Consider the following 23,756-nt stretch of genomic DNA (forward strand, 5'->3'; position numbering starts at 1 on the left):
CAGCTTGCAATGCAACATACCCTCCGTAGTGCTGCGGATCATGGCGGTCCTTGCCGGGTGTCTGGTCGCAATCCTGTCGCAATTTGGCAACAAGGTGTGGTAACCATGTCGCTTCCGGTGGCTTGCCCGCGTCAGATTGACTTGCTGGCGCCGCAATTGCCCCGGTCTCGCCACCCGATGACCCTTCAGCCGAAACGCGATGAGGACGGATGATACTGGAACGTGATCCGCGCGCGGATGTGGATCAAAGCCGGCGTGGCCGGATCGGGCGGCGGATCGGTCTGGCGGTGATGATCCTGTCGCTGGCCTCGATCGGCATCACCTTCATGGTGCTCACCGGTGCAACTCCGATCGAGCCGACACAGCAGGTCGTCAAGTTGTCGATGCTGGTCAATGGCCTGCTCGCCAGCGGGCTGGTTGCCGCCATTCTTCTCGAGATCTACAAATTGCTGCAGGCGCGGCGCAAGGGCAGGGCGGCCGCCCGGCTGCATGTGCGCATCGTCGCAATGTTCAGCCTGATCGCCGCAGTCCCTGCGCTGCTGATGGCCGTCGTTGCCACGATTACCCTGGACCAGGGGCTGGATCGATGGTTCGAACAGCGCACCCGCCAGATCATCGACAACGCGCTGACTGTGGCCCAGGCCTATCTTCAGGAACATGCCCATGTGCTGCGAGCCGACCTGACCGCGATGGTCAGCGATGTCGACAGGGCCCGAGGCATCTATGACTACGAACCGACCCGGTTTGATTCGTTCTTCACGGCCCAGGCCCAGGTGCGTGGCCTGCTTGCGGCCTTCGTGATGAAGGAAGACGGCACGGTGGTGACCCGTGTCGTGCTGGATCCGCGCGCCAACATCCTGCTGCCCCCCAAGGACATTTACGCCAAGGCGACCGATGGCGAGCCGATCCTGATTGCGCCGGGCACCTCCAACCTGGTCGGCGGTGTGATGAAACTGGAGTCCTTTGAGGGCATGTATCTCTATGTGACGCGTGGCATGGATCCGCGGGTCACTGAGTATCTGCGCCTCGCCGAAGAAGGGGCGACCGAATACAGCAAGATGGAAGAGACACGCTTCGGGGCGCAGGTGGCCTTTGCACTGATCTATCTTGGTGTCGCCCTGATCCTGCTTTTGTCGGCCATCTGGATCGGCTTCGGCTTCTCCAGCCGTCTGGTCGCACCGATCCGCCGGCTTATCTCGGCCGCCGACCAGGTCTCCAAGGGCAATCTCTATGTCGAGGTCGTAACCGAAAAATCTGAAGGCGATCTGGCCAATCTCGGATCAACCTTCAACAACATGACGGGGCAGTTGCGCGGCCAGCGCGATGCGCTTCTGGCCGCAAACGAACAGATCGACCGCCGCCGCCGCTTTACCGAGGCCGTGCTGTCCGGCGTGACGGCGTCTGTCATCGGCATAGACGACGAGGGGGCGATCACGCTGGTCAATCGCTCAGCACGTGCCCTGTTGCAGATCGAGGAGAGCGATGCGCTCGACCTGCCCATTGCCGAGGTCATTCCGGAGCTGGCCGAGTGCGTCGCCGTCGCGATCCACAAGGAGACCGAGCGTTTCAAGGAAACCCAGATCACGCTGGTGCGTGGCGGCCGCGAGCGCACTGTCAATGTGCGCATTACCACCGAGCAGTCGACCCGCCGCGAGCATGGCTATGTGGTGACGCTCGACGACATTACGGACCTTGTCTCGGCGCAGCGCAATTCGGCCTGGGCGGACGTGGCCCGCCGCATTGCGCATGAAATCAAGAACCCGCTGACGCCGATCCAGTTATCGGCCGAACGTATCCGGCGCCGCTATGGCAAGAAGGTCGAGGACGACCGTTCCGTCTTTGACCAGTGCATCGACACGATCATCCGACAGGTCGGTGACATTGGGCAAATGGTCGACGAGTTTTCGTCCTTCGCCCGCATGCGCAAGCCGGCCAAGGCCCGGGCGGATCTGCGCAACATGGTGCGCGAGGCCGCCTTCCTGCAGACGGTCGGCAACCCGGAGATCGAGATCCGTACCGAGCTTCCCGAAGGTCCGATCGAGGGCTTTGTCGACCAGCGCCTGATCGGGCAGGCGCTCACCAACGTGATCAAGAATGCAGCCGAAGCCGTCACGGGCCGTACCGGGGAGAACCTGCCCAAGGGCCGGATCCGCATCGTTCTGCGGGCCGAGGGCGACCGGCAGGTGATCGACGTGATCGACAATGGTGTCGGCCTGCCGACAGAAAATCGCCAGCGGCTCCTGGAGCCTTACATGACGACCCGGGAAAAGGGCACCGGGCTCGGACTTGCGATCGTGCGCAAGATCATGGAAGACCACGGGGGTGGCATCGAACTGCTCGATGCGCCGGGCACCAGCGAGGGCGAAAGCGGGGCATTGGTCCGGTTGATCATCGGACCGCAGGAACTGGCAGTTGAGGGGCCTGCCAGTTCGCCAAACCAGGACATCAGAAAAGAAGAAGTGACCGGCCATGGCCTATGACATCCTGATCGTGGACGACGAGACGGACATCCGCGAGATGATCGCGGGCATCCTCGACGACGAAGGCTACGGAACGCGGACGGCCTCCGATAGCGACACGGCGCTTGCCGCCATCAAGGACCGCCGTCCGTCCCTGGTGGTCCTCGACATCTGGCTTCAGGGCAGCCGGCTGGACGGACTGGCGCTCCTCGACGAGATCAAGGCGCAGGACAAGGATCTGCCGGTCGTCATCATCTCCGGCCACGGCAATGTCGAGACGGCCGTTTCAGCGATCAAGCGCGGCGCTTACGACTATATCGAGAAGCCGTTCAAGGCCGACCGTCTGCTCCTCATCACCGAGCGGGCGCTCGAGGCCTCGAACCTGCGCCGGGAAATCCGCGACCTGAAGCAGCGCTCCGGCGATACAGCCAAGCTGATCGGCGAGTCCCATGCCATTCATCAGTTGCGGCAGACCATTGAGCGCATTGCCGGCACCAACAGCCGCATCCTGATTTCCGGACCGTCGGGCGCGGGCAAGGAGCTTGCGGCGCGCATGATCCATGACCTGTCACCGCGCGCGAAAGGCCCCTTCGTCGCCCTCAACGCCGCCACCATCACGGCCGAGCGCATGGAAGAAGAGCTGTTCGGCATCGAGGATGACAAGGGCAACCTGCGCAAGGTTGGCGCGCTGGAAGAAGCGCATGGCGGCACGCTCTACCTCGACGAGGTCGCCGACATGCCACGCGAGACCCAGGGCAAGATCCTGCGCGTGCTCGTGGACCAGACCTTTACCCGTGTCGGCGGGGCCACCCGCGTCCAGGTTGACATCCGCATCCTGTCATCGACTGCGCGCAATCTCGAACATGAGATCGCCAACGGCGCGTTCCGCGAGGACCTGTATCACCGTCTCGGTGTCGTGCCGCTCCGGGTGCCGGGCCTTGCCGAACGGCGCGAGGACGTGCCCGTGCTGGTGCGGCATTTCATGGAACAGATATCCTCCAGCGCCGGCCTGCCGATGCGCCGGATCGGCGAGGACGCCATGGCCGTGCTGCAGACCCACGACTGGCCGGGCAACATCCGCCAGTTGCGTAACAATGTCGAACGACTGATGATCCTGACCCGCGCCGATCCGGCTGCGGTCATCACGGCCGATCTGTTGCCAGCGGAAGTGGGTGCGATGTTGCCCAACCTGCCGTCGAATGGTGGCGGGGATCACCTGATGTCCGTGCCCCTGCGCGAGGCGCGGGAAATCTTCGAGCGGGACTATCTGCAGGCGCAGATCAAGCGCTTTGGCGGCAACATTTCGCGCACGGCCGAATTCGTTGGAATGGAACGATCGGCCTTGCATCGCAAGCTGAAGTCGCTAGGGCTATCGTGAAGCGCGTCTTGGCGCGGTGAGTCTATCCGGAGTTCAGTCCGATGAAGGTCGTTATTTGCGGGGCAGGGCAGGTCGGTTACGGCATTGCGGAGCGTCTGGCGGCTGAGCAGAACGATGTCTCGGTGATCGATTCCTCGCCCAAGCTCGTCAACGCCATCAGTGACCAGCTCGATGTGCGCGGCTTTGTCGGCAACGGTGCCCATCCGGACGTGCTGGCGCAGGCCGGTGCCGACCAGGCCGACATGATCATCGCCGTCACTCTCTATGACGAGGTGAACATGGTCGCCTGCCAGGTGGCCCATTCCCTGTTCAACGTGCCGACCAAGGTCGCCCGCGTGCGCGCCCAGAGCTACCTGCAGGGCCGCTGGAGCAACCTGTTCGCCCGTGAGCATCTGCCGATCGACGTCATCATCTCGCCGGAAATCGAGGTGGGGGACATGGTGCTGCGCCGTCTGGCCCTGCCGGGCGCTGCGGAAACCGTGCGTTTCGCCGATGACCAGGTGGTTATGGTGGGCATCGTCTGCCAGGAAGACTGCCCCGTGGTCGATACACCTCTGCAGCAACTTACCGACCTGTTCCCGGACCTTGGCGCGGTCGTTGTCGGCGTGTTTCGTAGCGGCAAGTTGTTCGTTCCCAAGAGTTCCGACCAGCTTCTCGTCGATGACCTTGCCTATGTGGTCGCCCGGCGCGATCAGGTGCGCCGGACCCTTGGTATTTTCGGGCACGAGGAGCCTGAGGCCAATCGTGTCGTCATCGCCGGCGGCGGCAACATCGGCCTTTATGTTGCCAAGGCGCTGGAACAGCGACAGTCGAAGACACGCATCAAGGTGATCGAATCCTCGCGTGAACGGGCAGTCGGCATCGCCAACGAGCTGAAGCGTTCGGTCATCCTGCATGGCTCGGCCCTTGACCAGGCCATCCTCGAGGAAGCCGACGTTTCGGCCGCCGATACAATGGTGGCCCTGACCAATGATGACGAGGTCAACATCCTGTCCTGCGTCATGGCTAAAAAGATGGGCTGCCGGCGCAATCTGTCGCTGCTCAACAACCCGAGCTATCCGGCCTTTGCCAATGCGCTCGGAATTGATGCCTATATCAGCCCGCGCACGGTCACGATCTCGCGCATCCTGCAGCATGTCCGGCGCGGCCGTATTCGCGGCGTGCATTCACTGCAGAATGGTGCGGCTGAGGTGATCGAGGCCGAGGCGCTTGAGACCTCGCCGCTGGTCGGCCGGCCGTTGCGCGACATCGACCTTCCGGACGGGATCAGGATCGGTGCGGTGTTCCGCGCCGGCAAGGTGCTGATGCCGAATGGCGGGATGCAGATCCAGGCGCGCGACCGGATCGTCATCTTTGCCATGGCCAATCGCGTGCGCCAGGTCGAACAGATGTTCCGCGTCAGCCTCGAGTTTTTCTGAGCCGCAAGGCTCGCCCCTTTCAGAGTGTTTCAGGGACAAGATCATGAGCCGAATTGCTTATGTGAACGGCGAATACGCCGCCCACGCTTCCGCTTCAGTGCATATCGAGGACCGTGGCTATCAGTTTGCCGACGGTGTCTATGAGGTCTGCGAGGTCTGGCAGGGCAATCTGGTCGATGGCCCGCGCCATCTGGACCGCCTTGAGCGGTCCTTGCGGGAATTGCGCATCGCCATGCCGATGTCGCGACGCGCGCTGACCTTTGTCATGAAGGAAGTGATCCGGCGCAACCGGGTCCGTCATGGCCTTGTCTACATGCAGGTGACCCGCGGTGTGGCCCGGCGCGATCACTTCTTCCCGGCCGATGATGTCGCGCCATCGCTTGTGATTACATCGAAGTCGACCAACCCCCGCGCGGGCGACAAGCAGGCCGAGACCGGGATTGCTGTTGTAAGCCATCCGGAAAACCGCTGGCCGCGTGTCGACATCAAGACTGTCGGCCTGCTCCCCAACGTATTGGCCAAGCAATACGCGCGGGAACAGGGCGCGAAGGAGGCCTGGTATGTGGATGCAACCGGTCATGTCACCGAGGGCGGTTCGACCAATGCCTGGATCGTGACGAAGGACGGCGTATTGGTGACTCGGCCGGCCGAGAGCGGCATCCTCAAAGGGATCACCCGGGCGGTGGTGCTGGATCTGGTCGCGCGCGAGGGCATCCGCTTCGAGGAACGGGCCTTTACGCTCGATGAGGCATTCGAGGCGCGGGAGGCCTTTGTCACGGCAGCGTCCACGCTTGTGATGCCGGTTGTTCAACTGGATGGCCGGCCAATCGGCAACGGGCATCCGGGCAGCGTTGCGACCGGCTTGCGGCAGGCGTTTCACACCGCGAGCCATCTGGAAGAAATCCGCTAAACGTGTGAAATAGTAGTGGGGCAGCATAGCTGACTTGATATAGTCTCAAGGCGGACCCGGTGCAGCCGGGAGAGGCGGCAGCGTTTGTGTTCAAGGCCTCGCTCCCCTGCGTAAAAAAAGCAATTGCCAGATGCCCCGGCCGCATGTGGCAGATACAGGATAAGAAGACTCATGGCTGAGCGTGCGCAGAATCTCCAAGACACCTTCCTCAATCATCTTCGCAAGCAGAAGATCCCGCTTACAATCTTCCTGATCAACGGTGTCAAGTTGCAGGGTGTTGTGACCTGGTTCGACAATTTCTGCGTCCTGCTGCGCCGTGACGGACATTCGCAGCTGGTCTACAAGCACGCAATTTCGACGATCATGCCCAATGGTCCGGTTCAGCTGTTCGAGCCGGGCGAAGAAGGCTCCGACAAAGCGGGCGCCTGATTGACGCAAACTCCCAGATCTGAGGGCCCATCGGGCGAACGCCGGCGCGGCGAGACTGCGCCGGGCGAACGTGGGCCGGACATGGACCGGCGCACGCCGATTTCCCGCACCCTCGTGATCGAGCCGATCACGGCCGACAAGACGGCACGCGGCAGCGAGACCGATGCCTCTGCCGTCCGCACGCCGGAAGCTCGGCTCGAGGAAGCGGTTGGCCTGTGCGCGGCCATTGAACTCGAGATCGTCGACGCCCTCATCGTCAAGATCCCCAAGCGCCGCCCGGCAACCCTGCTCGGCACAGGTAAGGTCGAGGAGATCGCGGCCCTGGTCGAGGCGCATGAGGTCGATGTGGTCGTCGTCGACCACGCGCTGACGCCGATCCAGCAACGCAACCTGGAAAAGGAGCTGAAGACCAAGGTGATCGACCGGACCGGTCTGATCCTGGAAATCTTCGGTGATCGTGCCCGCACCAAGGAAGGCAGGCTGCAGGTCGATCTGGCCCATCTCAGCTGGCAGAAAAGCCGGCTCGTGCGCTCCTGGACCCACCTTGAACGCCAGCGCGGTGGTGTCGGCTTCATGGGCGGCCCGGGCGAAACCCAGATCGAGGCCGACCGCCGCCAGATCCAGGACAAGATCCTGCGGCTGGAGCGCGAACTGGAGCAGGTGCGCCGCACCCGCGACCTGCATCGCAAGAAGCGCAAGAAGATCCCCCAGCCCGTGGTGGCGCTCGTCGGCTACACCAATGCCGGCAAGTCGACGCTGTTCAACCGGCTGACCTCGTCCGAGGTCTTTGCCAAGGACCTGCTGTTCGCAACCCTTGACCCGACCCTGCGCCGGATCAAGTTGCCGCATGGCCGCGAGGTCATCCTCTCCGACACCGTGGGCTTCATCTCGGAACTGCCGACCCATCTGGTCGCCGCCTTCCGCGCGACGCTGGAAGAGGTACTGGAAGCCGATCTCATCCTGCATGTCCGCGACATCAGCCATCTCGACACCGAGGCGCAGGCCGTCGACGTCTCGCGGACGCTGGAGGCCCTTGGCGTCAGCCCGCAGACTGGCGCGCCCATCGTCGAGGTCTGGAACAAGATCGACTGCCTGGACGGTGAGCGGCGCGACAAGCTCCTCGCCGCCAATGGCCCTGAGGGCGCCATCGCCCTGTCAGCCCTCACCGGCGACGGTGTCGACGCCTTGCTGGAGCGGATCGAGAATTTCGTTGCCCTTGGCGATGACCGGTTCGATCTCGTTCTGCCCGTCACCGACGGTCACCTGCTGGCCGGCCTCTACCAGATCTCCGAGGTTCTGGCGCGCGAGGACGGGGACGAGGGCATCGAGCTGACCGTCCGCGTCTCCGACAAGCAGCGCGGCAACTTCCGAGCGCGCTATGGCGCGTTCATTGAAGGGGCGGATTAGTCAAGCGTCACGGCAGCCCGTACATTTATTGTTGTGACTTGACCTTCCGTGCCATTAAGTACCAACCAATCAAGCTAATCGGAAAATATGTAGCGACTACAACCGCAAAGAATAAATAATCTGCTTTCCAAATCAGCGAAAATGAGATTGCGCAAAAGATAGCCGTCGACAGTGCAGCGAAAACTATTGCTGAACCTAATTCTTTTTCATTTGCTCGGATCCAATTTTGAATAACTGGGTCTAATTCCGCGGCAACTCGGCCATTCACTTCCCCTTCGCCGCCTGCCACACCGCTTCCATCTCATCGAGCGTCATGTCCTCCAGCGCAACGCCGCGGCGGGTGGCTTCGACCTCGATGGCGGCAAAGCGGCGGCGGAACTTGGCATTGGTCCGCTTCAGCGCGTCCTCCGGTTCCACTTCCAGATGACGGGCAAGGTTCGCCAGCGCAAACAGCACGTCGCCCATCTCGTCCTTGATTGCATCCGGCACGTTTCCGGTGACAGCCGGCGCCGTGTGGTCCTTCAGCTCGGCTTCCAGCTCGTCCAGCTCCTCGCGGATCTTGGCGATCACGGGCGCGAAGCTGTCCCAGTCGAAGCCGACGCGGGCGGCCCGCCGCTGGATTTTTTCAGCTTCCATAAGGGCAGGGAAGGCGGAGGACACCGCATCGAGATAGCCAGGTTCCGTATCGGCCATTCCAAGGGCCGCGCGGCGCTCCTTGCGCTCGGCCTTTTCCTCGGCCTTGATCCGGTCCCACATGCCCTTGGCCATGCCGGAGGTGCGGGCGCTCTCATCGCCGAAGACATGCGGATGCCGGCGGATCATCTTCTTCGTGATCGCTTCCACCACGTCGGGGAAGCTGAACGCGCCCTGTTCCTCCGCCATGCGGGAATGGTAGACCACCTGCAACAGCAGATCGCCCAGTTCCTCGCGCAGGTCATCGAGATCATCGCGGCTGATCGCCTCGGCGACCTCATAGGCTTCCTCGACCGTGTAGGGGGCGATGGTGGAGAAATCCTGTTCCAGGTCCCAGGGGCAGCCCGTAACCGGGGTGCGCAGCGCTGCCATGATGTCGATCAGAACGGAAATGTCGCGGCCGGGCTTCATGGCGGTCCTCGCTGGGCAGATAAGACGGAATCACCTGGCCGGGAGCCTACAGGCTTCCCGGCCAGGTGCCTATGCCGGTTCGGCCCGTTCAGCCGCGCTGCGAGGGATGCCAGAACGTGGCGATGCGCTCGATCAGGGCAACGGCCGCATAGAACAGCGACCCGGCGAGCGCGGCGACCGCGATCTCGGCCCACACCATGTCGAGGTTCATGCGCCCCACTTCGGTGGAGATGCGGAACCCCATGCCGACGATTGGCGTGCCGAAGAACTCGGCCACGATGGCGCCGATCATGGCGAGGGTGGAGTTGATCTTCAGCGCGTTGAAGATGAAGGGCAGGGCCATCGGCAGGCGCAGCTTGATGAGCGTCTGCCAGTAGGAGGCTGCGTAGGTGCGCATCAGGTCCTTCTGCATGGCGTCAGCTGCGGCAAGCCCTGCCACCGTGTTCACCAGCATCGGGAAGAAGGTCATGATGATGACGACCGCCGCCTTGGACGGCCAGTCGAAGCCGAACCACATCACCATGATCGGGGCGACGCCGATGATCGGCAGGGCCGAGACCAGGTTGCCGATGGGCAGCAGGCCCCGGCGCAGGAACGGCACCCGGTCGATCAGGATGGCCACCACAAAGGCGCTGCCACAGCCTATGGCATAACCGGCGAGCACCGCCTTCAGGAAGGTCTGCTGGAAGTCGGCCCAGAGCACCGGCACCGAGCTGACCAGCCGCGTGCCGATGGCACCGGGGGAGGGCAGCAGCACCTGCGGGATGCCGGCACCGACCACGACCAGTTGCCACAGCACCAGCAATGTGATGCCGAAGATCAGCGGGATCGCAAGGTTGACCAGCTTTTGGGCGAAGGGCGACAGGCCCCGCCAATGCGCCATTCGCTCCACGAACAGCCAGCTCGCGAACCAGGTGGCAATGGTGAGAAACCAGAACCCCGGAGCTGCCAGTCCCTGATGGTTGCCGACTGTCTCGACCAGAAACCAGGCCGACAGGATCGTGACGAGGCCGATGATGACATCACCGAGGCGATGCCGGGCAAAGCCGAGGCTGTAGCGCACGCCAAGAATGGCGAGCACCGTGACGACGATGGACAGGCGCGGCAAATCGAGCGAGCCAAGGTCGGGCTGAAAGGCCGTGCCGGTGAGGCCGAGCACGGCGAAGACCAGCACCCCGATGGCAAGGCGCGCGGGCGTGTCGAACCGGGGACGGCTGGTGGCGATCGAGCTCATCGGTTCATCCCCATTTTCGCAAGCGTTGCCTTTTCCAGCAGGCCGATCAGCGCCACCAGACTGCCGGCGACCACCGATGCGAGGACCAGCGCCGACCAGATCTGAACCGTCTGGCCGTAGTAGGAGCCGGCGAGAAGGCGAGCGCCAAGACCGGCGACAGCCCCTGTCGGCAGCTCACCGACGATGGCACCGACGAGGCTGGCAGCAATGCCGACTTTCATCGAGGCAAACAGATAAGGCACCGCATAGGGCAGCCGCAGCTTCCAGAAAGTCTCGGCCTCGCTGGCGCTGTAGGTGCGCATCAGATCGATGTGAATGAGCTCCGGTGAGCGTAGCCCTTTCACCATGCCAACTGTGACGGGAAAGAACGACAGATAGGTCGAGATCATAGCCTTCGGCATGAGGCCGGAAATGCCAATGGCGTTCAGCACGACGATGATCATTGGCGCGATGGCCAGGATCGGTATGGTTTGCGACGAGATCACCCAGGGCATCAGCGACTTGTCCAGCACCCGCGAATGCACCACTAGGATTGCAAGACCGATCCCCAGCAGCGTGCCCATGACGAAGCCGGTCAGAGTCGAGGAGAGGGTGATGCCGGTGTGATAGATCAGGCTGCGGTTGGAGGTGACCTTCTTGTTGACGGTCGTGTCCCAGATCTCGATCGCCACCTGATGCGGCGAGGGCAGGACCGGCCGCTCCTGCGCCAGCGTATCGGCGACCATCTGCGAAAACGGTACATCCGTCTGCCCGGCGCGGGCATAGATGTCGCGCTGGAATGGGGCGTTGAGGGCCACGGTCGCCACATACCAGATGGCGATGAGCCCGAGCACAACCACCAGCACAGGGCCGATCGTGCCGGACATAAGCCCGGCAAAGGGGGAAAGGGGGCGGACGGCGGCCTCAGTCGTCATAGCTGTGCCCTGCCTTCAGCCCCTCGCGAACGCGGTGGGCGATCTTCAGGAACTCCGGCGTCTCGCGGATATCGAGCGTGCGCTGGCGGGGCAGGTCGCTTTCGATCACGTCATAGATGCGGCCCGGACGCGGGCAGAGCACCACGATCTTGGTAGAAAGATAGACCGCTTCCGGGATCGAGTGGGTGACGAAGACCACCGTCTTGTTGGTCTTGGCCCAGAGCTGGTGCAACTGGTCATTCAGGTGATCGCGCACGATCTCGTCGAGGGCGCCGAAGGGCTCGTCCATTAGCAGCAGCTTCGGCTCGACGGCAAGCGCGCGGGCAATGGAGGCGCGCTGCTGCATGCCGCCGGAGAGCTGCCACGGATATTTCTTCTCGAAGCCCTTGAGGTTGACCAGCTCCATGTTGCGCGCGATGCGCTCTTCACGCTCCTTCGCGTCCAGTCCCATGATCTCCAGCGGCAGGGCGACATTGCCGGCGATGGTCCGCCAGGGGTAAAGCGCGGGTGCCTGGAACACATAGCCATAGGCCCGGTTCAACCGCGCCTCTTCCGGGCTCATGCCATTGACAGCGATCTTGCCGGAAGTCGGCTGCTCCAGATCGGCGATGACCCGCAAGAGCGTGGTCTTGCCGCAGCCCGACGGACCGATGAAGGAGACAAAATCCCCCTCGTCAATCGTCAGCTCGATGTTGGACAGGGCATGCACCGGTCCGTCATTGGTCTCGAAGGTCAGGCACAGATCCTTCGCCGAAATCACCGGCTGGACGGACGCCGGCCGGTCCACTGCTCCGCTCGTCACACTCATTGTTCCCCGCTGTTGCTGCGCGTCCGCTGCCGGGTTAGTCCCGTGTCGGGCGGATGTCTCTGGATCGTCATTCCGGTCAGGGCAGACACCGTTTCAGCGGCCCCCAGCGCGTCCCGTCGGGCAAACTCACCTCAAAGCTGTCTCCTTGCCGCGAGAGCGTGAGGGTGATCGGCACGGTACCTTCCTCTCCCTCTTCATGGCATTGCGCGCTGATTTCGATTGTGGCTGCGACAGCTTTCCGGTCGGCGGAAAAGGCGCAGTAGGATACGGCCGTTGCAACGCCCTCATCATCCATCAGAAAGAAGAAGCCGTCCCCACTGGAGTTGCCTGTCGCCGCGAAATGACAGCCCGCCTCATCGCCATAACGTCCGTCAATAACCACCGGATTGTCTGTCGCCATTGCGCTGCCGGCCGCCAGGGCCAGGAGAATGACACTTGGTAAAAGCGTAGGAATCGCCATGGTTGACCCTCAAACCCCGCTGGCGGGAATGCCGCTGCGTTCCACCTTGCGCGGTGCGACCAGGTCCTTCCAGGTCGACAGGGCCTTGTTGACGGCTGTGACCGGCGGGCGGGCGACGAATTCGCCGTGGCCTTCCCGGGTGTTGACCTTCGTCTCTTCAATGGCCACATGGCCGCGGGTCAGCGTGAAGCGCGGCAGGCCCTTCACATGCTTGCCCTCGAAGACGTTGTAATCGATGGAGGATTGCTGGCTGGCGGCCGAGATCGTCTTTTCCCTGTTCGGGTCCCAGACGACAATGTCCGCGTCCGCGCCCACAAGGATCGCGCCCTTCCTCGGATACATGTTGAGGATCTTGGCGATGTTGGTCGAGGTCGCAGCGACGAACTCGTTCATCGTCAGGCGGCCGGTCGCAACACCATAGGTCCACAGCATCGGCATGCGGTCTTCAAGTCCCCCGGTGCCATTCGGGATCTGGGTGAAGTTGCCGAGCCCCGTGCGCTTTTGCGCCGTGGTGAAAGCGCAGTGGTCCGTCGCCACCACCTGCAACGAGCCCGAGGAAAGGCCGGCCCACAGGCTGTCCTGATGCATCTTGTTGCGGAACGGGGGCGACATGACGCGGCGGGCGGCATGGTCCCAGTCCGGATTGGCATATTCGCTGTCATCGAGCGTCAGATGCTGGATCAGCGGCTCGCCAAAGACGCGCATTCCCTTGGCCCGGGCGCGGCGCACGGCCTCGTGGCTCTGCTCGCAGGACAAATGCACCACATAAAGCGGCACGCCCGCCATATCGGCGATCATGATGGCGCGGTTGGTGGCCTCGCCCTCGACCTCTGCGGGCCGCGAATAGGCGTGCGCCTCAGGTCCGGTGTTGCCTTCTGCCAGAAGCTTGGCCTGCATCTGGGCCACCACGTCGCCGTTCTCGGCATGGACCATGGCAAGCGCCCCCAGTTCCGCGCAGCGCTGGAACGAGGAGAACATCTCGTCGTCATCCACCATCAGCGCGCCCTTGTAGGCCATGAAGTGCTTGAAGGAATTGATGCCCTTCTGGCGCACGACGGTCTCCATGTCGTTGAATACCTGTTCGCCCCACCAGGTGACCGCCATGTGGAATGAATAGTCCGCCGTCGCGCGGCTGGTCTTGTTGTGCCACATGGACAGCGCGTCGAGCAGCGACTGGCCGGGGGAGGGCAGGCAGAAATCCACCACCATCGTGGTGCCGCCGGCAAGCCCGGCGCGGGTGCCGCTTTCAAAGTCATCGGCCGAATAGGTGCCCATGAAGGGCATTTCGAGGTGGACATGCGGGTCGATGCCACCGGGCATGACGTAGCAGCCGGTCGCGTCCAGCACCTTGTCGCCGGAAAGGCCCTTGCCGATCTCGACGATCCTGCCGCCCTCGACCTTCACGTCGGCTTCGTAAGTCAGATCAGCGGTCACCACGGTGCCGCCCTTGATCACAGTGCTTGCCATGTCTGTTCCCCTTTTCGTTTCAGCGCTGTCGGTGTTTCCTGCGCTCCCCGGAACACCCGCGCCGTCCCGGCCTTGAGCCGGGACCTGTCATGTGAAGTAAATCCGGGCTAGAAGTTCTCGCCACCACCCGTAGATCAAATGCGTCTCGACCCGAAGCGCTCCTCACGGGTCCCGGCTCAAGGCCGGGACGGCGCGGATCAAGCACCGAACAGGCCACCAGCCGCATCACTCACCCAACCACTTCCGCCGTCTCCAGCACTGCATGCAGCAGCACGTCGCAGCCGGCGCCGGCCCAGTCCTTCGAGATGTCCTCCGCCTCGTTGTGCGACAGGCCGCCGACGCAAGGGCACATGATCATTGTGGCAGGTGCGACCTTGGCCGCCCAGCAGGCGTCGTGGCCCGCGCCGGAAATCAGATCCATGTGGCTGTAGCCGAGCCGCTCAGCTGCCGCCCGCACGCTGGACACTAGTTTCGGATCGAAGGTCACCGGATCGAAATGACCGACGGCTTCGACCGCACAGCCGACGCCAAGCGCCTCGCAGATTTCGGCCGCTTCCGTTTCGATGCGGGCGCGCATGGCGTTGAGCTTGGCGAGATCTGGCGTGCGGATGTCGACCGTGAAGACGACCTTGCCCGGCAGCACGTTGCGCGAGTTGGGCGAGAAGTTCACCTGGCCGACGCCGCCGACCGCGCCGGGCTGGTTCTCCATCGCCACGGTCTGGACCATTTCCATGATCCGCGCCATGGCGAGGCCTGCATTGACGCGCAGGTTCATCGGCGTGGAGCCGGTGTGCGCCTCGCGGCCCGTCAGCGTGAACTCCAGCCACCACAGGCCCTGGCAATGGGTGACGACGCCGATCTGCTTGTCTTCGGCCTCCAGGATCGGGCCCTGCTCGATGTGCAGTTCGAAATAGGCGTGCATCTTGCGCGCGCCCACCTCTTCCTCGCCGACCCAGCCGATGCGCTTCAGCTCCTCGCCGTAGGTCTTGCCCTCCGGGTCCTTGCGGCCATAGGCATAGTCAAGACTGTGCACGCCGGCAAAGACGCCGGAGGCCAGCATTGCGGGGGCAAAGCGCGCGCCTTCCTCGTTGGCCCAGTTGGTGACGACGATCGGGTGCTTCGTCCTGATGCCGAGGTCGTTCAGCGTGCGCACCACCTCAAGGCCGGCCAGAACACCGAGCACGCCGTCATACTTGCCGCCGGTCGGCTGGGTGTCGAGATGCGAGCCGACAAAGACGGGCAGGGCGTCCGGATCGGTGCCTGGGCGGGTCAGGAACATCGTCCCCATCTTGTCGACGCCCATCGTCAGGCCGGCGTCCTCGCACCAGGACTGGAACAGCCTGCGGCCTTCGGCGTCGGCATCCGTCAGGGTCTGACGGTTGTTGCCGCCCGCGATCCCCGGCCCTATCTTCGCCATGTCCATCAGACTGTCCCAGAGCCGGTCCGGGTTGATCCTGAGGTTTTGTCCGAGTGCTGCCATTTGCTACTCCTAAAGTTTGCTAACTAAAGCCCCGATGGAAGCTCCAAGAAACGAACTTAGAACGACGCCAAACCACATAAACCAATAATTTATGCGCGTAACTGTCGACATACTGCGGTATGCTCTAAGCAAATTTATCCAATCATATGAACCAAATTTTCTAATGCTCACATCATGTCCATCTTTTACTTCAAGAATTTTTCTAAAAACTCCATCCACGCATACAATATTCTGATCTTGATCAAATTCCCGAGATAGAACTAAATATCTAAAAATACTTTTCTTATTAATTTCATTACGAAGTATATATAGTTCTCCGGACTCGATGTCGTTTTTGTCGCCAAAACTTTGAGACATCAAAACCGTCATGTTATTGAAAAAGTTTGTATCTAAACTTTTATATGCGCCGCTTCTATTTTTGTACTTTGTGCTGATTTTTGCAGTGACTGACATTTTTCAATCCAGGCTGGGGAAGGTGAAGACCGCGCCGTCCTTGATGCCGGCCGGCCAGCGGGTTGTCACCGTCTTCATGCGCGTGTTGAAGCGCACGCCTTCCGGCCCGTAAATCGAGTGATCGCCGAACAGCGACCGCTTCCAGCCGCCGAAGGAGAAATAGGCCACCGGCACCGGGATCGGCACGTTGATGCCGACCATGCCGACCTCGATCCGGTCGGCAAAGGCCCGGGCCGCGTCACCATCGCGGGTGAAGATCGCGGTGCCGTTGCCGTATTCATGCTCGTTGATCAGCGTCAGGGCTTCCTCGTAGCCCTTGGCCCGCACGACCGAGAGCACCGGACCGAAGATCTCTTCCTTGTAGATCGTCATGTCCTTCGTCACCCGGTCGAACAGGGTGCCGCCGACGAAATAGCCGTTCTCGTAGCCCTGCAGATTGAAGCCGCGGCCATCGACCAGCAGCTTGGCGCCTTCCTTGACGCCTTGGTCGATGTAACCCAGCACCTTGCGCTTGTGCGCCTCGGTGATCACCGGGCCCATGTCGGCCGACTTGTCCGTGGCCGGACCGATCTTCAGCGCCTCGACGCGGGGGATGAGCTTTTCAACCAGCGCGTCCGCTGTCTTCTCGCCGATCGGAACTGCGACGGAAATGGCCATGCAGCGCTCGCCGGCCGAGCCATAGCCCGCGCCCATCAGCGCGTCGGCCGCCTGGTCCATGTCGGCGTCCGGCATGATGATCATGTGGTTCTTGGCCCCGCCAAGCGCATGCACGCGTTTTCCATGGGCGGTGCCGGTGGAATAGACATATTCGGCAATCGGCGTGGAGCCGACGAAGGAGATCGCCTTCACGTCCGGGTGCTTCAGGAGCACATCGACGGCTTCCTTGTCGCCATGAACGACATTGAGCACGCCCTCGGGGAAGCCCGCCTGCCGGAACAGGTCGTAGACAAACATGACTGCGGAGGGATCGCGCTCGGACGGCTTCAGGATGAAGGTGTTCCCGCAGGCGACCGAGATCGGATACATCCACAGCGGCACCATGGCCGGGAAGTTGAACGGCGTGATGCCGGCAACGACGCCGAGCGGCTGGCGGTCGCAGTAGCTGTCGATGGCCGGGCCGACGTTGCGGGCAAACTCACCCTTCAGAAGATGCGGGATGCCGCAGGCGAACTCCACCACCTCGATACCGCGCGCCACTTCGCCAAGCGCGTCGTCATGCGTCTTGCCGTGTTCGGCGGAAATCGCGCGGGCAATGGCGTCGGTGTTTTCGGTGAGCAGTTCCTTGAAGCGGAACATGAAGCGGGCGCGCTTCAGCGGCGGCGTGTCGCGCCAGGCCGGGAAGGCGGCCTTGGCCACCGCAATGGCGTCCGCCACGTCGGCTGCCGACGACAGCCCCAGCTCGGCCACCTGTTCGCCCGTTGCCGGGTTGAACACCGGCGCGACGCGCCCGGAATTCGACACGACTTCGCGGCCGCCGATGGCGTTGTTGATCTTCTTCATGGTCTGGATCCCCGGACTGTCCCTGGCGGACTTGTTGTCTTGTCTGGAAGGGCCCGCGCGTATCCGCGCGGGCCAGGAGTGCCTTGTCAGATATTGCTCTGAAGCACGGTGCGCAGCTTGCCGAACAGCTCGTCGATCTGCGCCTTGGAGATGATCAGCGGCGGCGACAGGGCAATGATGTCGCCGGTGGTGCGGATCAGGAGGCCGTCGTCATAGGCCTTGAGGAAGGCCGAGAACGCCCGCTTGGTCGGCTCACCGGGGATCGATTCCAGCTCGATGGCACCGATCAGGCCGAGGTTGCGCACGTCGATGACCTTCGGGCAGTCCTTGAGCGAATGCACCGCATCTTCCCAGTAGGAGGCAAGCTCTGCCGCGCGGGTCAGGAGGCCTTCTTCCTCGTAAGTGTCGAGCGTGCCGAGGGCGGCAGCGCAGGCAACCGGATGCGCCGAGTATGTATAGCCGTGGAACAGCTCGATCATGTGTTCCGGACCCGTCATGAAGGTCTCGTAGATCTTGCTGCTGCAGAACACCGCGCCCATCGGGATCACGCCGGAGGTGATGCCCTTGGCGGTGGTGATCAGGTCCGGAACCACGCCGAAATAGTCCGTCGCAAAGCCGGTGCCGAGACGCCCGAAGCCGGTGATAACCTCGTCGAAGATCAGGAGGATGCCGTGCTGGTCGCAGATTTCGCGCAGGCGCTTCAGGTAGCCCTTCGGCGGGATCAGCACGCCGGTGGAGCCAGCCACCGGCTCGACGATGACAGCGGCAATGGTCGAGGGATCATGCAGCTGGATGACCTTGATCAGGTCATCAGCAAACTCGGCGCCGTGCTCCGGTTCGCCGCGGGTGAAAGCGTTGCGGGCCGGATCATGGGTGTGGCGAATGTGGTCGACACCGCCCAGCATGGTGCCGAAATGCTTGCGGTTGTTGACGATGCCGCCAACCGAGATGCCGCCAAAGCCGACGCCATGATAGCCGCGCTCGCGGCCGATGAGACGCGTGCGCGACCCCTGGCCGATGGCGCGCTGATAGGCGAGCGCAATCTTCAGCGCCGTGTCGACGCTTTCCGAGCCGGAGCCGGTGAAGAACACATGGTCAAGCGGGGAGGGCAGCAGGGCAGCCAGGCGAGCGGCCAGCTCGAAGGCGCGCGGATGGCCCATCTGGAAGGCCGGCGCATAGTCCATCTCGGCCACTTGGCGTTGCACGGCCTCAACGATGCGCGGGCGGCCATGGCCGGCGTTGCAGCACCACAGACCCGCAGTGCCGTCCAGCACCTGGCGGCCGTCAGCGGTGGTGTAGTGCATGTCCTTGGCGCCCACGAACATGCGTGGGGCCTTCTTGAACTGCCGGTTGGCAGTGAACGGCATCCAGAAAGCTTCAAGATTGTTCGGAATGGCAGCGGTTGCAGCCGTATCAGACATGGTTCCTCCTTGCCGGTCCATCGCTTGCGGACCGGTCTTGGCAGCAGCATTCAGCGCACGCGGACGGATCGAGCCGAACGCGGAAAGCACCCGAGCCTAGCAGCGGCGGGCGGACTTGTCCGGGATCGTCTTCAGTTTTTCCAATCGTGCTGTTCCCACTGGTCCTGCCGCTCTCTTGACGGCGCTGGCAGGTCCGGTTGTCTCTCTGGATCGCGCCGTCCATTATGTTCGGATCTTGACGCTTGTCGTTGGACCATGGCTGGCTTTCAATGACATCCTGTCCAGGCTATGCAGCCGGGACGAGGCGTCCATGAAACCTGACCAAACGGTCAAATTGAGCCTATGAATACTTGACCAAACGGTCAAGATGATAATTTCATCGGCCAGATGATTTTCCCGGCACCCGCTTGCCGGAATACGACCTGCCGAACGCAGGGGAAACGGGAGCGCATGGATCGCAAGGTGTCCACCAGAAGTGCAGCAAGGGCGGAAACGGAACGGGCGATCCTGTCGGCGGCAGAGGCCGTGTTTGCCGAGCATGGCTATCGGGGCGCAACGACCGGCATGATCGCCGAGCGGGCAGGGATCCCGAAAGCCAACCTGCATTACTACTTCGCCACCAAGGAAGCGCTCTACCGCCAGGTCGTGGAGAACATCTTCATGATCTGGCTTGATGCCGCCAACTCCTTCGACGACTGCGAGGACCCGGAGGAGGCGCTGACCCATTACATCACCACCAAGATGGACATCTCGCGCCAGCACCCGATGGGATCCAAAGTCTGGGCCAACGAGATCCTGCACCGGGCGCCGGTCATCCAGGACTATCTCGAGACGACACTGCGCGAATGGACGGCCACCCGCATCGCCATCATCGAGCGCTGGGTGAGCGAAGGGCGCATGGATCCGGTCGATCCGCGCACGCTGCTCTACATGATCTGGTCGACGACGCAGCATTACGCCGACTTCATCCACCAGATCGAGACCCTGAACGACGGCAAGCCGCTGAGCGATGACCAGTTCGCCGTCGCGAGGGACAACGTGGTGCGCATCATCCTGTCCGGTGTCGGCATCCGGGCGAGGGCCGCAAGCAGCGTCAAGGCGGGGGCAGCCCGATGAGCCCGACGCGCAGCACGCCGAAGTCATCCCCCTTGAAGCGCAAGCCCGGCCTGCGCAGTGCGCCAGTGGCCCGGCAGGCACTGGGCGAGACCGACGGGAAGCCGACCCGCATCCAGGAACGCAACCGCGCCCGCATTCTCGAAGCCGGTCTCTCGGAATTCTCTCGTTTCGGCTTTGGCGGGGCGACGATCGAGAAGATCGCCGCCGGGGCAGGGATGTCGAAATCGAACCTGCTCTACTACTACCCGACCAAGACGGCGATCTACGAGGCCGTGCTGGAACACATCCTCGACACCTGGCTGGCACCGCTGCGCATGCTGGATATCACCGGCGATCCGGCGGCAGAGCTGGCGGATTACATCCGGCAGAAGTTGAAGATTTCAGCCGAGTGGCCTGAGGCATCACGTCTTTTTGCCTCCGAGATCCTGCAAGGAGCGCCGCAGGTGAAACCCGTGCTGCAGGGCTCGCTGCGCCAGCTGGTGAGCGAAAAGGCAGCCGTCATCCGCGCCTGGATCGCGGCAGGCAAACTCAAGCCGCATGTGGAGCCGGTGCATCTGATTTTCCTCATCTGGTCCGCGACGCAGCACTATGCCGACTTCGAAACGCAGGTTCTTGCGCTCACCGGCAAGACGCTGAAGGACGAGGCTTTCCGCGGCGAGGCAGAAGCAGCGCTGGTCGCCACCATTCTCGGAGGCGTGCTGGCATGAGCGACCGGGTGCCTCCAGTGCCGCCCGCGCCGCCGGGTCCACCGTCGCCAAGGCCGCTCGAGATCGCGCCGGAAAGCCGCCGCATCACGATCAAGGGACGGCTGCATATTGACGAGCGCGACCTCAGCGAGGAGTTCATCCGCGCCTCCGGTCCGGGCGGCCAGAACGTCAACAAGGTCTCGACGGCGGTTCAGTTGCGTTTTCAACTTGACAACAACCGTACGTTGCCGGACGATGTGAAGCAACGGGCAGGGGAACTGGCCGGAAGTCGCCTGACACAGGCCGGCGAAATCCTCATTCAGGCCGACCGGTTCCGCACGCGCGAACAAAACCGCGAGGATGCGCTGGCCCGGCTGATCGAGCTTCTGGTCAAGGCCGCACACCGCGACAAGCCGCGCAAGGCAACCCGTCCGACGCTCGCCTCCAAGAAGCGCCGTGTCGACACGAAGAAACAACGCGGCGGCATCAAGAAGCTGCGCAGCGGACGGCCGGACAGCGACTGAGCGGGACTTGAGCTGGCGCGACAGCCGGCCCTGTCCCAACCTCGGCGTCATCCCGGGCGAGTGTAACGAGACCCGGGACCGGAAAGCCGAGGCAGCTGAATGGCAACCGGAACTGTCTCGCTCGTCCCGGCGCAAGAAGGGCTGTTCTGGCCTGTAGCAGCACTCGTGAGCGTCGTTCCGGGGGGCTGTCGACGGCAACATGCACACACGGCTCTGACCTGATCCGTAATTCGCATAAGATATATTATGGAACATACTCGGATAGTTTGATTTGTACACCTTGGTCGGCTCGTATCCCTGTGCCAGCCACCTGTTCATTTCATGCCGGGATTTCCGCCACGATCGCCCACCAAGACCGCCGCAACCAAGGCTCTCGAAGCGTCTGGATGGCGACGCTTACCCCAACTCGTCCTCGGCACCCTGCAGTGCCTTGCGTGCCGCGTCCAGCCCATGGCCGGCACGGCACAGCGCCGCAAGGTCCTTGCGGTCGCGGTCGCGGCGGGCGGCATCGTCTTCCTCAGACCATCCCTTGCGCCAGGGACCAAGGCGGCGGCGCTGTGCATAGCGGCGGGCGGCTGCGGCCGCATCGGTGTCATCGCGGGCGAGCGTTTCCTCGATGACGTTGCGGCTGACCCCACGGGCACTTAGTTTCGCGGTGATCTGGCGGCTGGACGCGCCCTTGCGGCGCAGGCTGGCCGCCTTTGTCTCGGCATAGACCTCGTCATTGACGAGGCCAGACCGAGCGGCTTTCTCCAGTACGATCTCGACGAGCGGAAGAAACTCGGCCACATCGCGCTCATGTGCCCTGGCTGCCTTCTCGACACGCCGTGTCAGCACCCGGCGCAGGTTGGCGAGTGACGTGGCGTAGCGCTCCAGATAGGCCAGCGTGATCCGCGTCAGCCGCTCTTCAGTTGGCACGCGTGGCTTCTTGCGCACAGGTTTTGCGAGGTCGGACATGGGCGCGAGCCTACCGGATTCGCCCCGTGTCTGCCGGTGCGAATGCGGATGCCCGCTCAGTGGCCCCCGCCCCCGCCGCCCATGGGTTTGGGCCGTTCAACGAAGAAGATCGTCGCCAGCAGCGACAGGAACAGCAGCGTCAGGATCAGGAACACGTCGATGAAGGACATCAGGAACGCCTGTTTCGTCACCATGCCGCTCAGTGCCTTCAGCGCCGCAGTGGCCGCATCATCGCCGAGGCTCTGATAGGTCTGGGTCAGGCCGGCGAGCGTTTCGGTCACCGGGGCCCGCGCGCCGTTGACGCTTTCCTGCAGCCGCGCGTAGTGGAAATCCTGCCGCTGGCTCAGCACCGTGTTGATGATGGCAAGGCCAACCGCACCGCCCAGGTTGCGCGTCAGGTTGAACAGACCGGAAGCATTCTTGATCATCTGGGGCGGCAGCATGCCGAGCGCGATGTTGTTGATCGGCACCATGCACAGCATCAGCGACGAGCCGCGCAGGATCTGCGGCAGCAGCAGCTCGTAGAAATCCCAGTCCTGCGTGATGCCGGTCATCAGCCAGGTGCCGGCGGCAAACCCTGCAAAGCCGATGCCCATCATCACGCGCGGATCCAGCACCGACATCAACCGGCCGGCCAGAGGCGCGGTCAGGAACATGGCGAGGCCGCTGACGAACATCGTCTCGCCGATCTGCAGTGACGTGTATCCGCGCACGCCCGCCAGATAGACGGGATAAAGGTAGGTGAGCCCGTAGAGCCCAATGCCAAGCACGAAGCTGAACAGGCTGCCCATGGCGAAGTTCTTGTTGGAAAAGGCCGTCAGATCCACCACCGGCTCGCGGGCGGTGAACGCGCGCCAGAAGAACACGGCGGCGCCCATCAGCATGACGGCCGTGAACAGAACGATTTCCTCGCTCTGGAACCAGTCCTCGCCGTTGCCTTCCTCCAGCACGAATTCCAGCGAGCCGAGGAACACCGCCATGGCGGCAAAGCCCACCCAGTCGAAATGGTCGAACAGGCTGAGGTCCGGCTTGTCGAAGTCGATGAGCGTCACGGCGGCGAGCGTCACGAAGATGCCGGGCACCACGTTGATCAGGAACAGCCAGTGCCACGAGCCGTAGTCGGTGATGTAGCCGCCAAGCGTCGGACCGATGGTGGGCGCAAGCGTCGCCACGAGGCCGATGATCGGCGAGATGACGTTGAACTTCTCGCGCGGGAAGATGAGATAGGCCGTGGCAAACACCGTCGGGATCATGCCGCCGCCGAGAAAGCCCTGCAGCGCGCGCCAGACGATCATTTCCTCGATGGAGGTGGCGGTCGCGCACATCAGGCTCATCAAGGTGAAGCCGGCGGCCGAGATCGTGAACATCCAGCGCGTCGACAGCATCCGCGACAGGTAGCCGGACAGCGGGATCATGATCACTTCGGCGATCAGGTAACTGGTCTGGATCCAGGGAATGTCGTCGGAGGATGCCGCCAGTCCTGCCTGGATTTCGGCAAGCGACGCCGAGACAATCTGGATGTCCAGGATCGCCATGAACATGCCGAAGACCATGCAGAGGAAGGTGAAAAGCTTGCGCCCTTCCCCGCCCCGGCTTGGCGCGTCACTGCTGGTTGCCGCCGCGCTGGTCAT

The 23,756-nt window shown here is 62.9% G+C and carries 21 protein-coding genes; 9 read left to right on the forward strand and 12 right to left on the reverse strand.

All coding sequences use genetic code 11. The features are described 5' to 3' along the window. The first annotated feature begins 209 nt into the window (after positions 1-209). From C8348_RS14940 to hflX, 6 genes are all read left to right on the forward strand, one after another. Positions 210-2,480, forward strand: coding sequence for a sensor histidine kinase NtrY-like (locus tag C8348_RS14940; protein ID WP_106754151.1), 2,271 nt, complete (start codon positions 210-212; stop codon positions 2,478-2,480). Next, on the forward strand, positions 2,470-3,837 hold the full coding sequence (gene ntrX / locus C8348_RS14945) for a nitrogen assimilation response regulator NtrX (protein WP_106754152.1): 1,368 nt from the start codon (positions 2,470-2,472) through the stop codon (positions 3,835-3,837). The genes C8348_RS14940 and ntrX overlap by 11 nt, the downstream gene beginning before the upstream one ends. 41 nt (positions 3,838-3,878) lie before the next feature. Further along, positions 3,879-5,255, forward strand: coding sequence for a Trk system potassium transporter TrkA (gene trkA, locus C8348_RS14950; RefSeq protein ID WP_106754153.1), 1,377 nt, complete (start codon positions 3,879-3,881; stop codon positions 5,253-5,255). Positions 5,256-5,298: 43 nt separating this feature from the next. Continuing rightward, complete coding sequence (locus C8348_RS14955; protein ID WP_106754154.1) at positions 5,299-6,165, forward strand: D-amino-acid transaminase; 867 nt, start codon at positions 5,299-5,301, stop codon at positions 6,163-6,165. A gap of 171 nt (positions 6,166-6,336) precedes the next feature. Continuing rightward, positions 6,337-6,594 (forward strand): RNA chaperone Hfq, encoded by a 258-nt coding sequence (hfq, locus tag C8348_RS14960; RefSeq protein ID WP_106754155.1) that lies wholly within the window; start codon positions 6,337-6,339, stop codon positions 6,592-6,594. Positions 6,595-6,675: 81 nt separating this feature from the next. Continuing rightward, positions 6,676-8,001, forward strand: a complete 1,326-nt coding sequence (gene hflX / locus C8348_RS14965) for a GTPase HflX (RefSeq protein WP_106754156.1) — start codon at positions 6,676-6,678, stop codon at positions 7,999-8,001. A 264-nt stretch (positions 8,002-8,265) separates the two neighbouring features. On the opposite strand, the gene mazG is transcribed toward hflX, so the two are convergent. The 10 genes from mazG to aptA form a co-directional block, all read right to left on the reverse strand. Further along, on the reverse strand, positions 8,266-9,105 hold the full coding sequence (mazG, locus tag C8348_RS14970) for a nucleoside triphosphate pyrophosphohydrolase (protein WP_106754157.1): 840 nt from the start codon (positions 9,103-9,105) through the stop codon (positions 8,266-8,268). An 88-nt stretch (positions 9,106-9,193) separates the two neighbouring features. After that, positions 9,194-10,339 carry an ABC transporter permease gene (locus C8348_RS14975; protein ID WP_106754158.1) on the reverse strand — a complete coding sequence of 382 codons (1,146 nt, stop codon included), beginning with the start codon at positions 10,337-10,339 and terminating at the stop codon, positions 9,194-9,196. Continuing rightward, positions 10,336-11,253 carry an ABC transporter permease gene (locus C8348_RS14980; RefSeq protein WP_244294025.1) on the reverse strand — a complete coding sequence of 306 codons (918 nt, stop codon included), beginning with the start codon at positions 11,251-11,253 and terminating at the stop codon, positions 10,336-10,338. Before C8348_RS14980 ends, C8348_RS14975 begins: the two co-directional genes overlap by 4 nt. Further along, positions 11,243-12,061: an ABC transporter ATP-binding protein gene (locus tag C8348_RS14985; protein WP_106754159.1), complete on the reverse strand. Its 819-nt coding sequence runs from the start codon at positions 12,059-12,061 to the stop codon at positions 11,243-11,245. The genes C8348_RS14980 and C8348_RS14985 overlap by 11 nt, the downstream gene beginning before the upstream one ends. A 76-nt stretch (positions 12,062-12,137) precedes the next feature. Continuing rightward, on the reverse strand, positions 12,138-12,521 hold the full coding sequence (locus C8348_RS14990; RefSeq protein WP_106754160.1) for a hypothetical protein: 384 nt from the start codon (positions 12,519-12,521) through the stop codon (positions 12,138-12,140). Positions 12,522-12,530: 9 nt separating this feature from the next. Then, entirely contained in the window at positions 12,531-13,988 is a 1,458-nt protein-coding gene (hydA, locus tag C8348_RS14995) for a dihydropyrimidinase (RefSeq protein ID WP_106754161.1), read from the reverse strand. A gap of 229 nt (positions 13,989-14,217) precedes the next feature. After that, on the reverse strand, positions 14,218-15,468 hold the full coding sequence (locus C8348_RS15000; RefSeq protein ID WP_106754162.1) for a Zn-dependent hydrolase: 1,251 nt from the start codon (positions 15,466-15,468) through the stop codon (positions 14,218-14,220). Positions 15,469-15,477: 9 nt separating this feature from the next. Beyond that, positions 15,478-15,921 carry a hypothetical protein gene (locus C8348_RS21990; RefSeq protein WP_157950440.1) on the reverse strand — a complete coding sequence of 148 codons (444 nt, stop codon included), beginning with the start codon at positions 15,919-15,921 and terminating at the stop codon, positions 15,478-15,480. A 3-nt stretch (positions 15,922-15,924) separates the two neighbouring features. Next, a complete protein-coding gene (locus C8348_RS15005) occupies positions 15,925-17,421 on the reverse strand; it encodes a CoA-acylating methylmalonate-semialdehyde dehydrogenase (RefSeq protein WP_106754163.1) in 1,497 nt (498 codons plus the stop codon). A gap of 86 nt (positions 17,422-17,507) precedes the next feature. Continuing rightward, positions 17,508-18,842: an omega-aminotransferase AptA gene (aptA, locus tag C8348_RS15010; protein ID WP_106754254.1), complete on the reverse strand. Its 1,335-nt coding sequence runs from the start codon at positions 18,840-18,842 to the stop codon at positions 17,508-17,510. Between the two features lie 450 nt (positions 18,843-19,292). Between aptA and C8348_RS15015 the strand changes: the two genes are divergently transcribed. The 3 genes from C8348_RS15015 to arfB are packed head-to-tail and all read left to right on the forward strand — an operon-like array spanning position 19,293 to position 21,168. After that, positions 19,293-19,958: a TetR/AcrR family transcriptional regulator gene (locus tag C8348_RS15015; protein WP_106754164.1), complete on the forward strand. Its 666-nt coding sequence runs from the start codon at positions 19,293-19,295 to the stop codon at positions 19,956-19,958. Continuing rightward, on the forward strand, positions 19,955-20,665 hold the full coding sequence (locus C8348_RS15020) for a TetR family transcriptional regulator C-terminal domain-containing protein (RefSeq protein ID WP_198647071.1): 711 nt from the start codon (positions 19,955-19,957) through the stop codon (positions 20,663-20,665). The genes C8348_RS15015 and C8348_RS15020 overlap by 4 nt, the downstream gene beginning before the upstream one ends. Beyond that, a complete protein-coding gene (gene arfB, locus C8348_RS15025) occupies positions 20,662-21,168 on the forward strand; it encodes an alternative ribosome rescue aminoacyl-tRNA hydrolase ArfB (protein WP_106754165.1) in 507 nt (168 codons plus the stop codon). Before C8348_RS15020 ends, arfB begins: the two co-directional genes overlap by 4 nt. 396 nt (positions 21,169-21,564) lie before the next feature. Here arfB and C8348_RS15030 read toward each other — a convergent pair whose 3' ends face one another. Beyond that, positions 21,565-22,125, reverse strand: a complete 561-nt coding sequence (locus C8348_RS15030; protein WP_106754166.1) for a regulatory protein RecX — start codon at positions 22,123-22,125, stop codon at positions 21,565-21,567. 56 nt (positions 22,126-22,181) lie between these two features. Further along, positions 22,182-23,756 (reverse strand): DHA2 family efflux MFS transporter permease subunit, encoded by a 1,575-nt coding sequence (locus tag C8348_RS15035; protein ID WP_106754167.1) that lies wholly within the window; start codon positions 23,754-23,756, stop codon positions 22,182-22,184.

Origin of the sequence: Pannonibacter carbonis, from assembly GCF_003012935.1 — a bacterium.
Taxonomy (GTDB): domain Bacteria; phylum Pseudomonadota; class Alphaproteobacteria; order Rhizobiales; family Stappiaceae; genus Pannonibacter; species Pannonibacter carbonis.

Excerpts from the sequence above, each read along its gene's own strand:
- C8348_RS14940 (WP_106754151.1), top strand. The coding sequence starts at position 210 with ATGATACTGGAACGTGATCCGCGCGCGGATGTGGATCAAAGCCGGCGT.
- ntrX (WP_106754152.1), top strand. The coding sequence starts at position 2,470 with ATGGCCTATGACATCCTGATCGTGGACGACGAGACGGACATCCGCGAG.
- trkA (WP_106754153.1), top strand. The coding sequence starts at position 3,879 with ATGAAGGTCGTTATTTGCGGGGCAGGGCAGGTCGGTTACGGCATTGCG.
- C8348_RS14955 (WP_106754154.1), top strand. The coding sequence starts at position 5,299 with ATGAGCCGAATTGCTTATGTGAACGGCGAATACGCCGCCCACGCTTCC.
- hfq (WP_106754155.1), top strand. The coding sequence starts at position 6,337 with ATGGCTGAGCGTGCGCAGAATCTCCAAGACACCTTCCTCAATCATCTT.
- hflX (WP_106754156.1), top strand. The coding sequence starts at position 6,676 with ATGGACCGGCGCACGCCGATTTCCCGCACCCTCGTGATCGAGCCGATC.
- mazG (WP_106754157.1), bottom strand. The coding sequence starts at position 9,105 with ATGAAGCCCGGCCGCGACATTTCCGTTCTGATCGACATCATGGCAGCG.
- C8348_RS14975 (WP_106754158.1), bottom strand. The coding sequence starts at position 10,339 with ATGAGCTCGATCGCCACCAGCCGTCCCCGGTTCGACACGCCCGCGCGC.
- C8348_RS14980 (WP_244294025.1), bottom strand. The coding sequence starts at position 11,253 with ATGACGACTGAGGCCGCCGTCCGCCCCCTTTCCCCCTTTGCCGGGCTT.
- C8348_RS14985 (WP_106754159.1), bottom strand. The coding sequence starts at position 12,061 with ATGAGTGTGACGAGCGGAGCAGTGGACCGGCCGGCGTCCGTCCAGCCG.
- C8348_RS14990 (WP_106754160.1), bottom strand. The coding sequence starts at position 12,521 with ATGGCGATTCCTACGCTTTTACCAAGTGTCATTCTCCTGGCCCTGGCG.
- hydA (WP_106754161.1), bottom strand. The coding sequence starts at position 13,988 with ATGGCAAGCACTGTGATCAAGGGCGGCACCGTGGTGACCGCTGATCTG.
- C8348_RS15000 (WP_106754162.1), bottom strand. The coding sequence starts at position 15,468 with ATGGCAGCACTCGGACAAAACCTCAGGATCAACCCGGACCGGCTCTGG.
- C8348_RS21990 (WP_157950440.1), bottom strand. The coding sequence starts at position 15,921 with ATGTCAGTCACTGCAAAAATCAGCACAAAGTACAAAAATAGAAGCGGC.
- C8348_RS15005 (WP_106754163.1), bottom strand. The coding sequence starts at position 17,421 with ATGAAGAAGATCAACAACGCCATCGGCGGCCGCGAAGTCGTGTCGAAT.
- aptA (WP_106754254.1), bottom strand. The coding sequence starts at position 18,842 with ATGTCTGATACGGCTGCAACCGCTGCCATTCCGAACAATCTTGAAGCT.
- C8348_RS15015 (WP_106754164.1), top strand. The coding sequence starts at position 19,293 with ATGGATCGCAAGGTGTCCACCAGAAGTGCAGCAAGGGCGGAAACGGAA.
- C8348_RS15020 (WP_198647071.1), top strand. The coding sequence starts at position 19,955 with ATGAGCCCGACGCGCAGCACGCCGAAGTCATCCCCCTTGAAGCGCAAG.
- arfB (WP_106754165.1), top strand. The coding sequence starts at position 20,662 with ATGAGCGACCGGGTGCCTCCAGTGCCGCCCGCGCCGCCGGGTCCACCG.
- C8348_RS15030 (WP_106754166.1), bottom strand. The coding sequence starts at position 22,125 with ATGTCCGACCTCGCAAAACCTGTGCGCAAGAAGCCACGCGTGCCAACT.
- C8348_RS15035 (WP_106754167.1), bottom strand. The coding sequence starts at position 23,756 with ATGACCAGCGCGGCGGCAACCAGCAGTGACGCGCCAAGCCGGGGCGGG.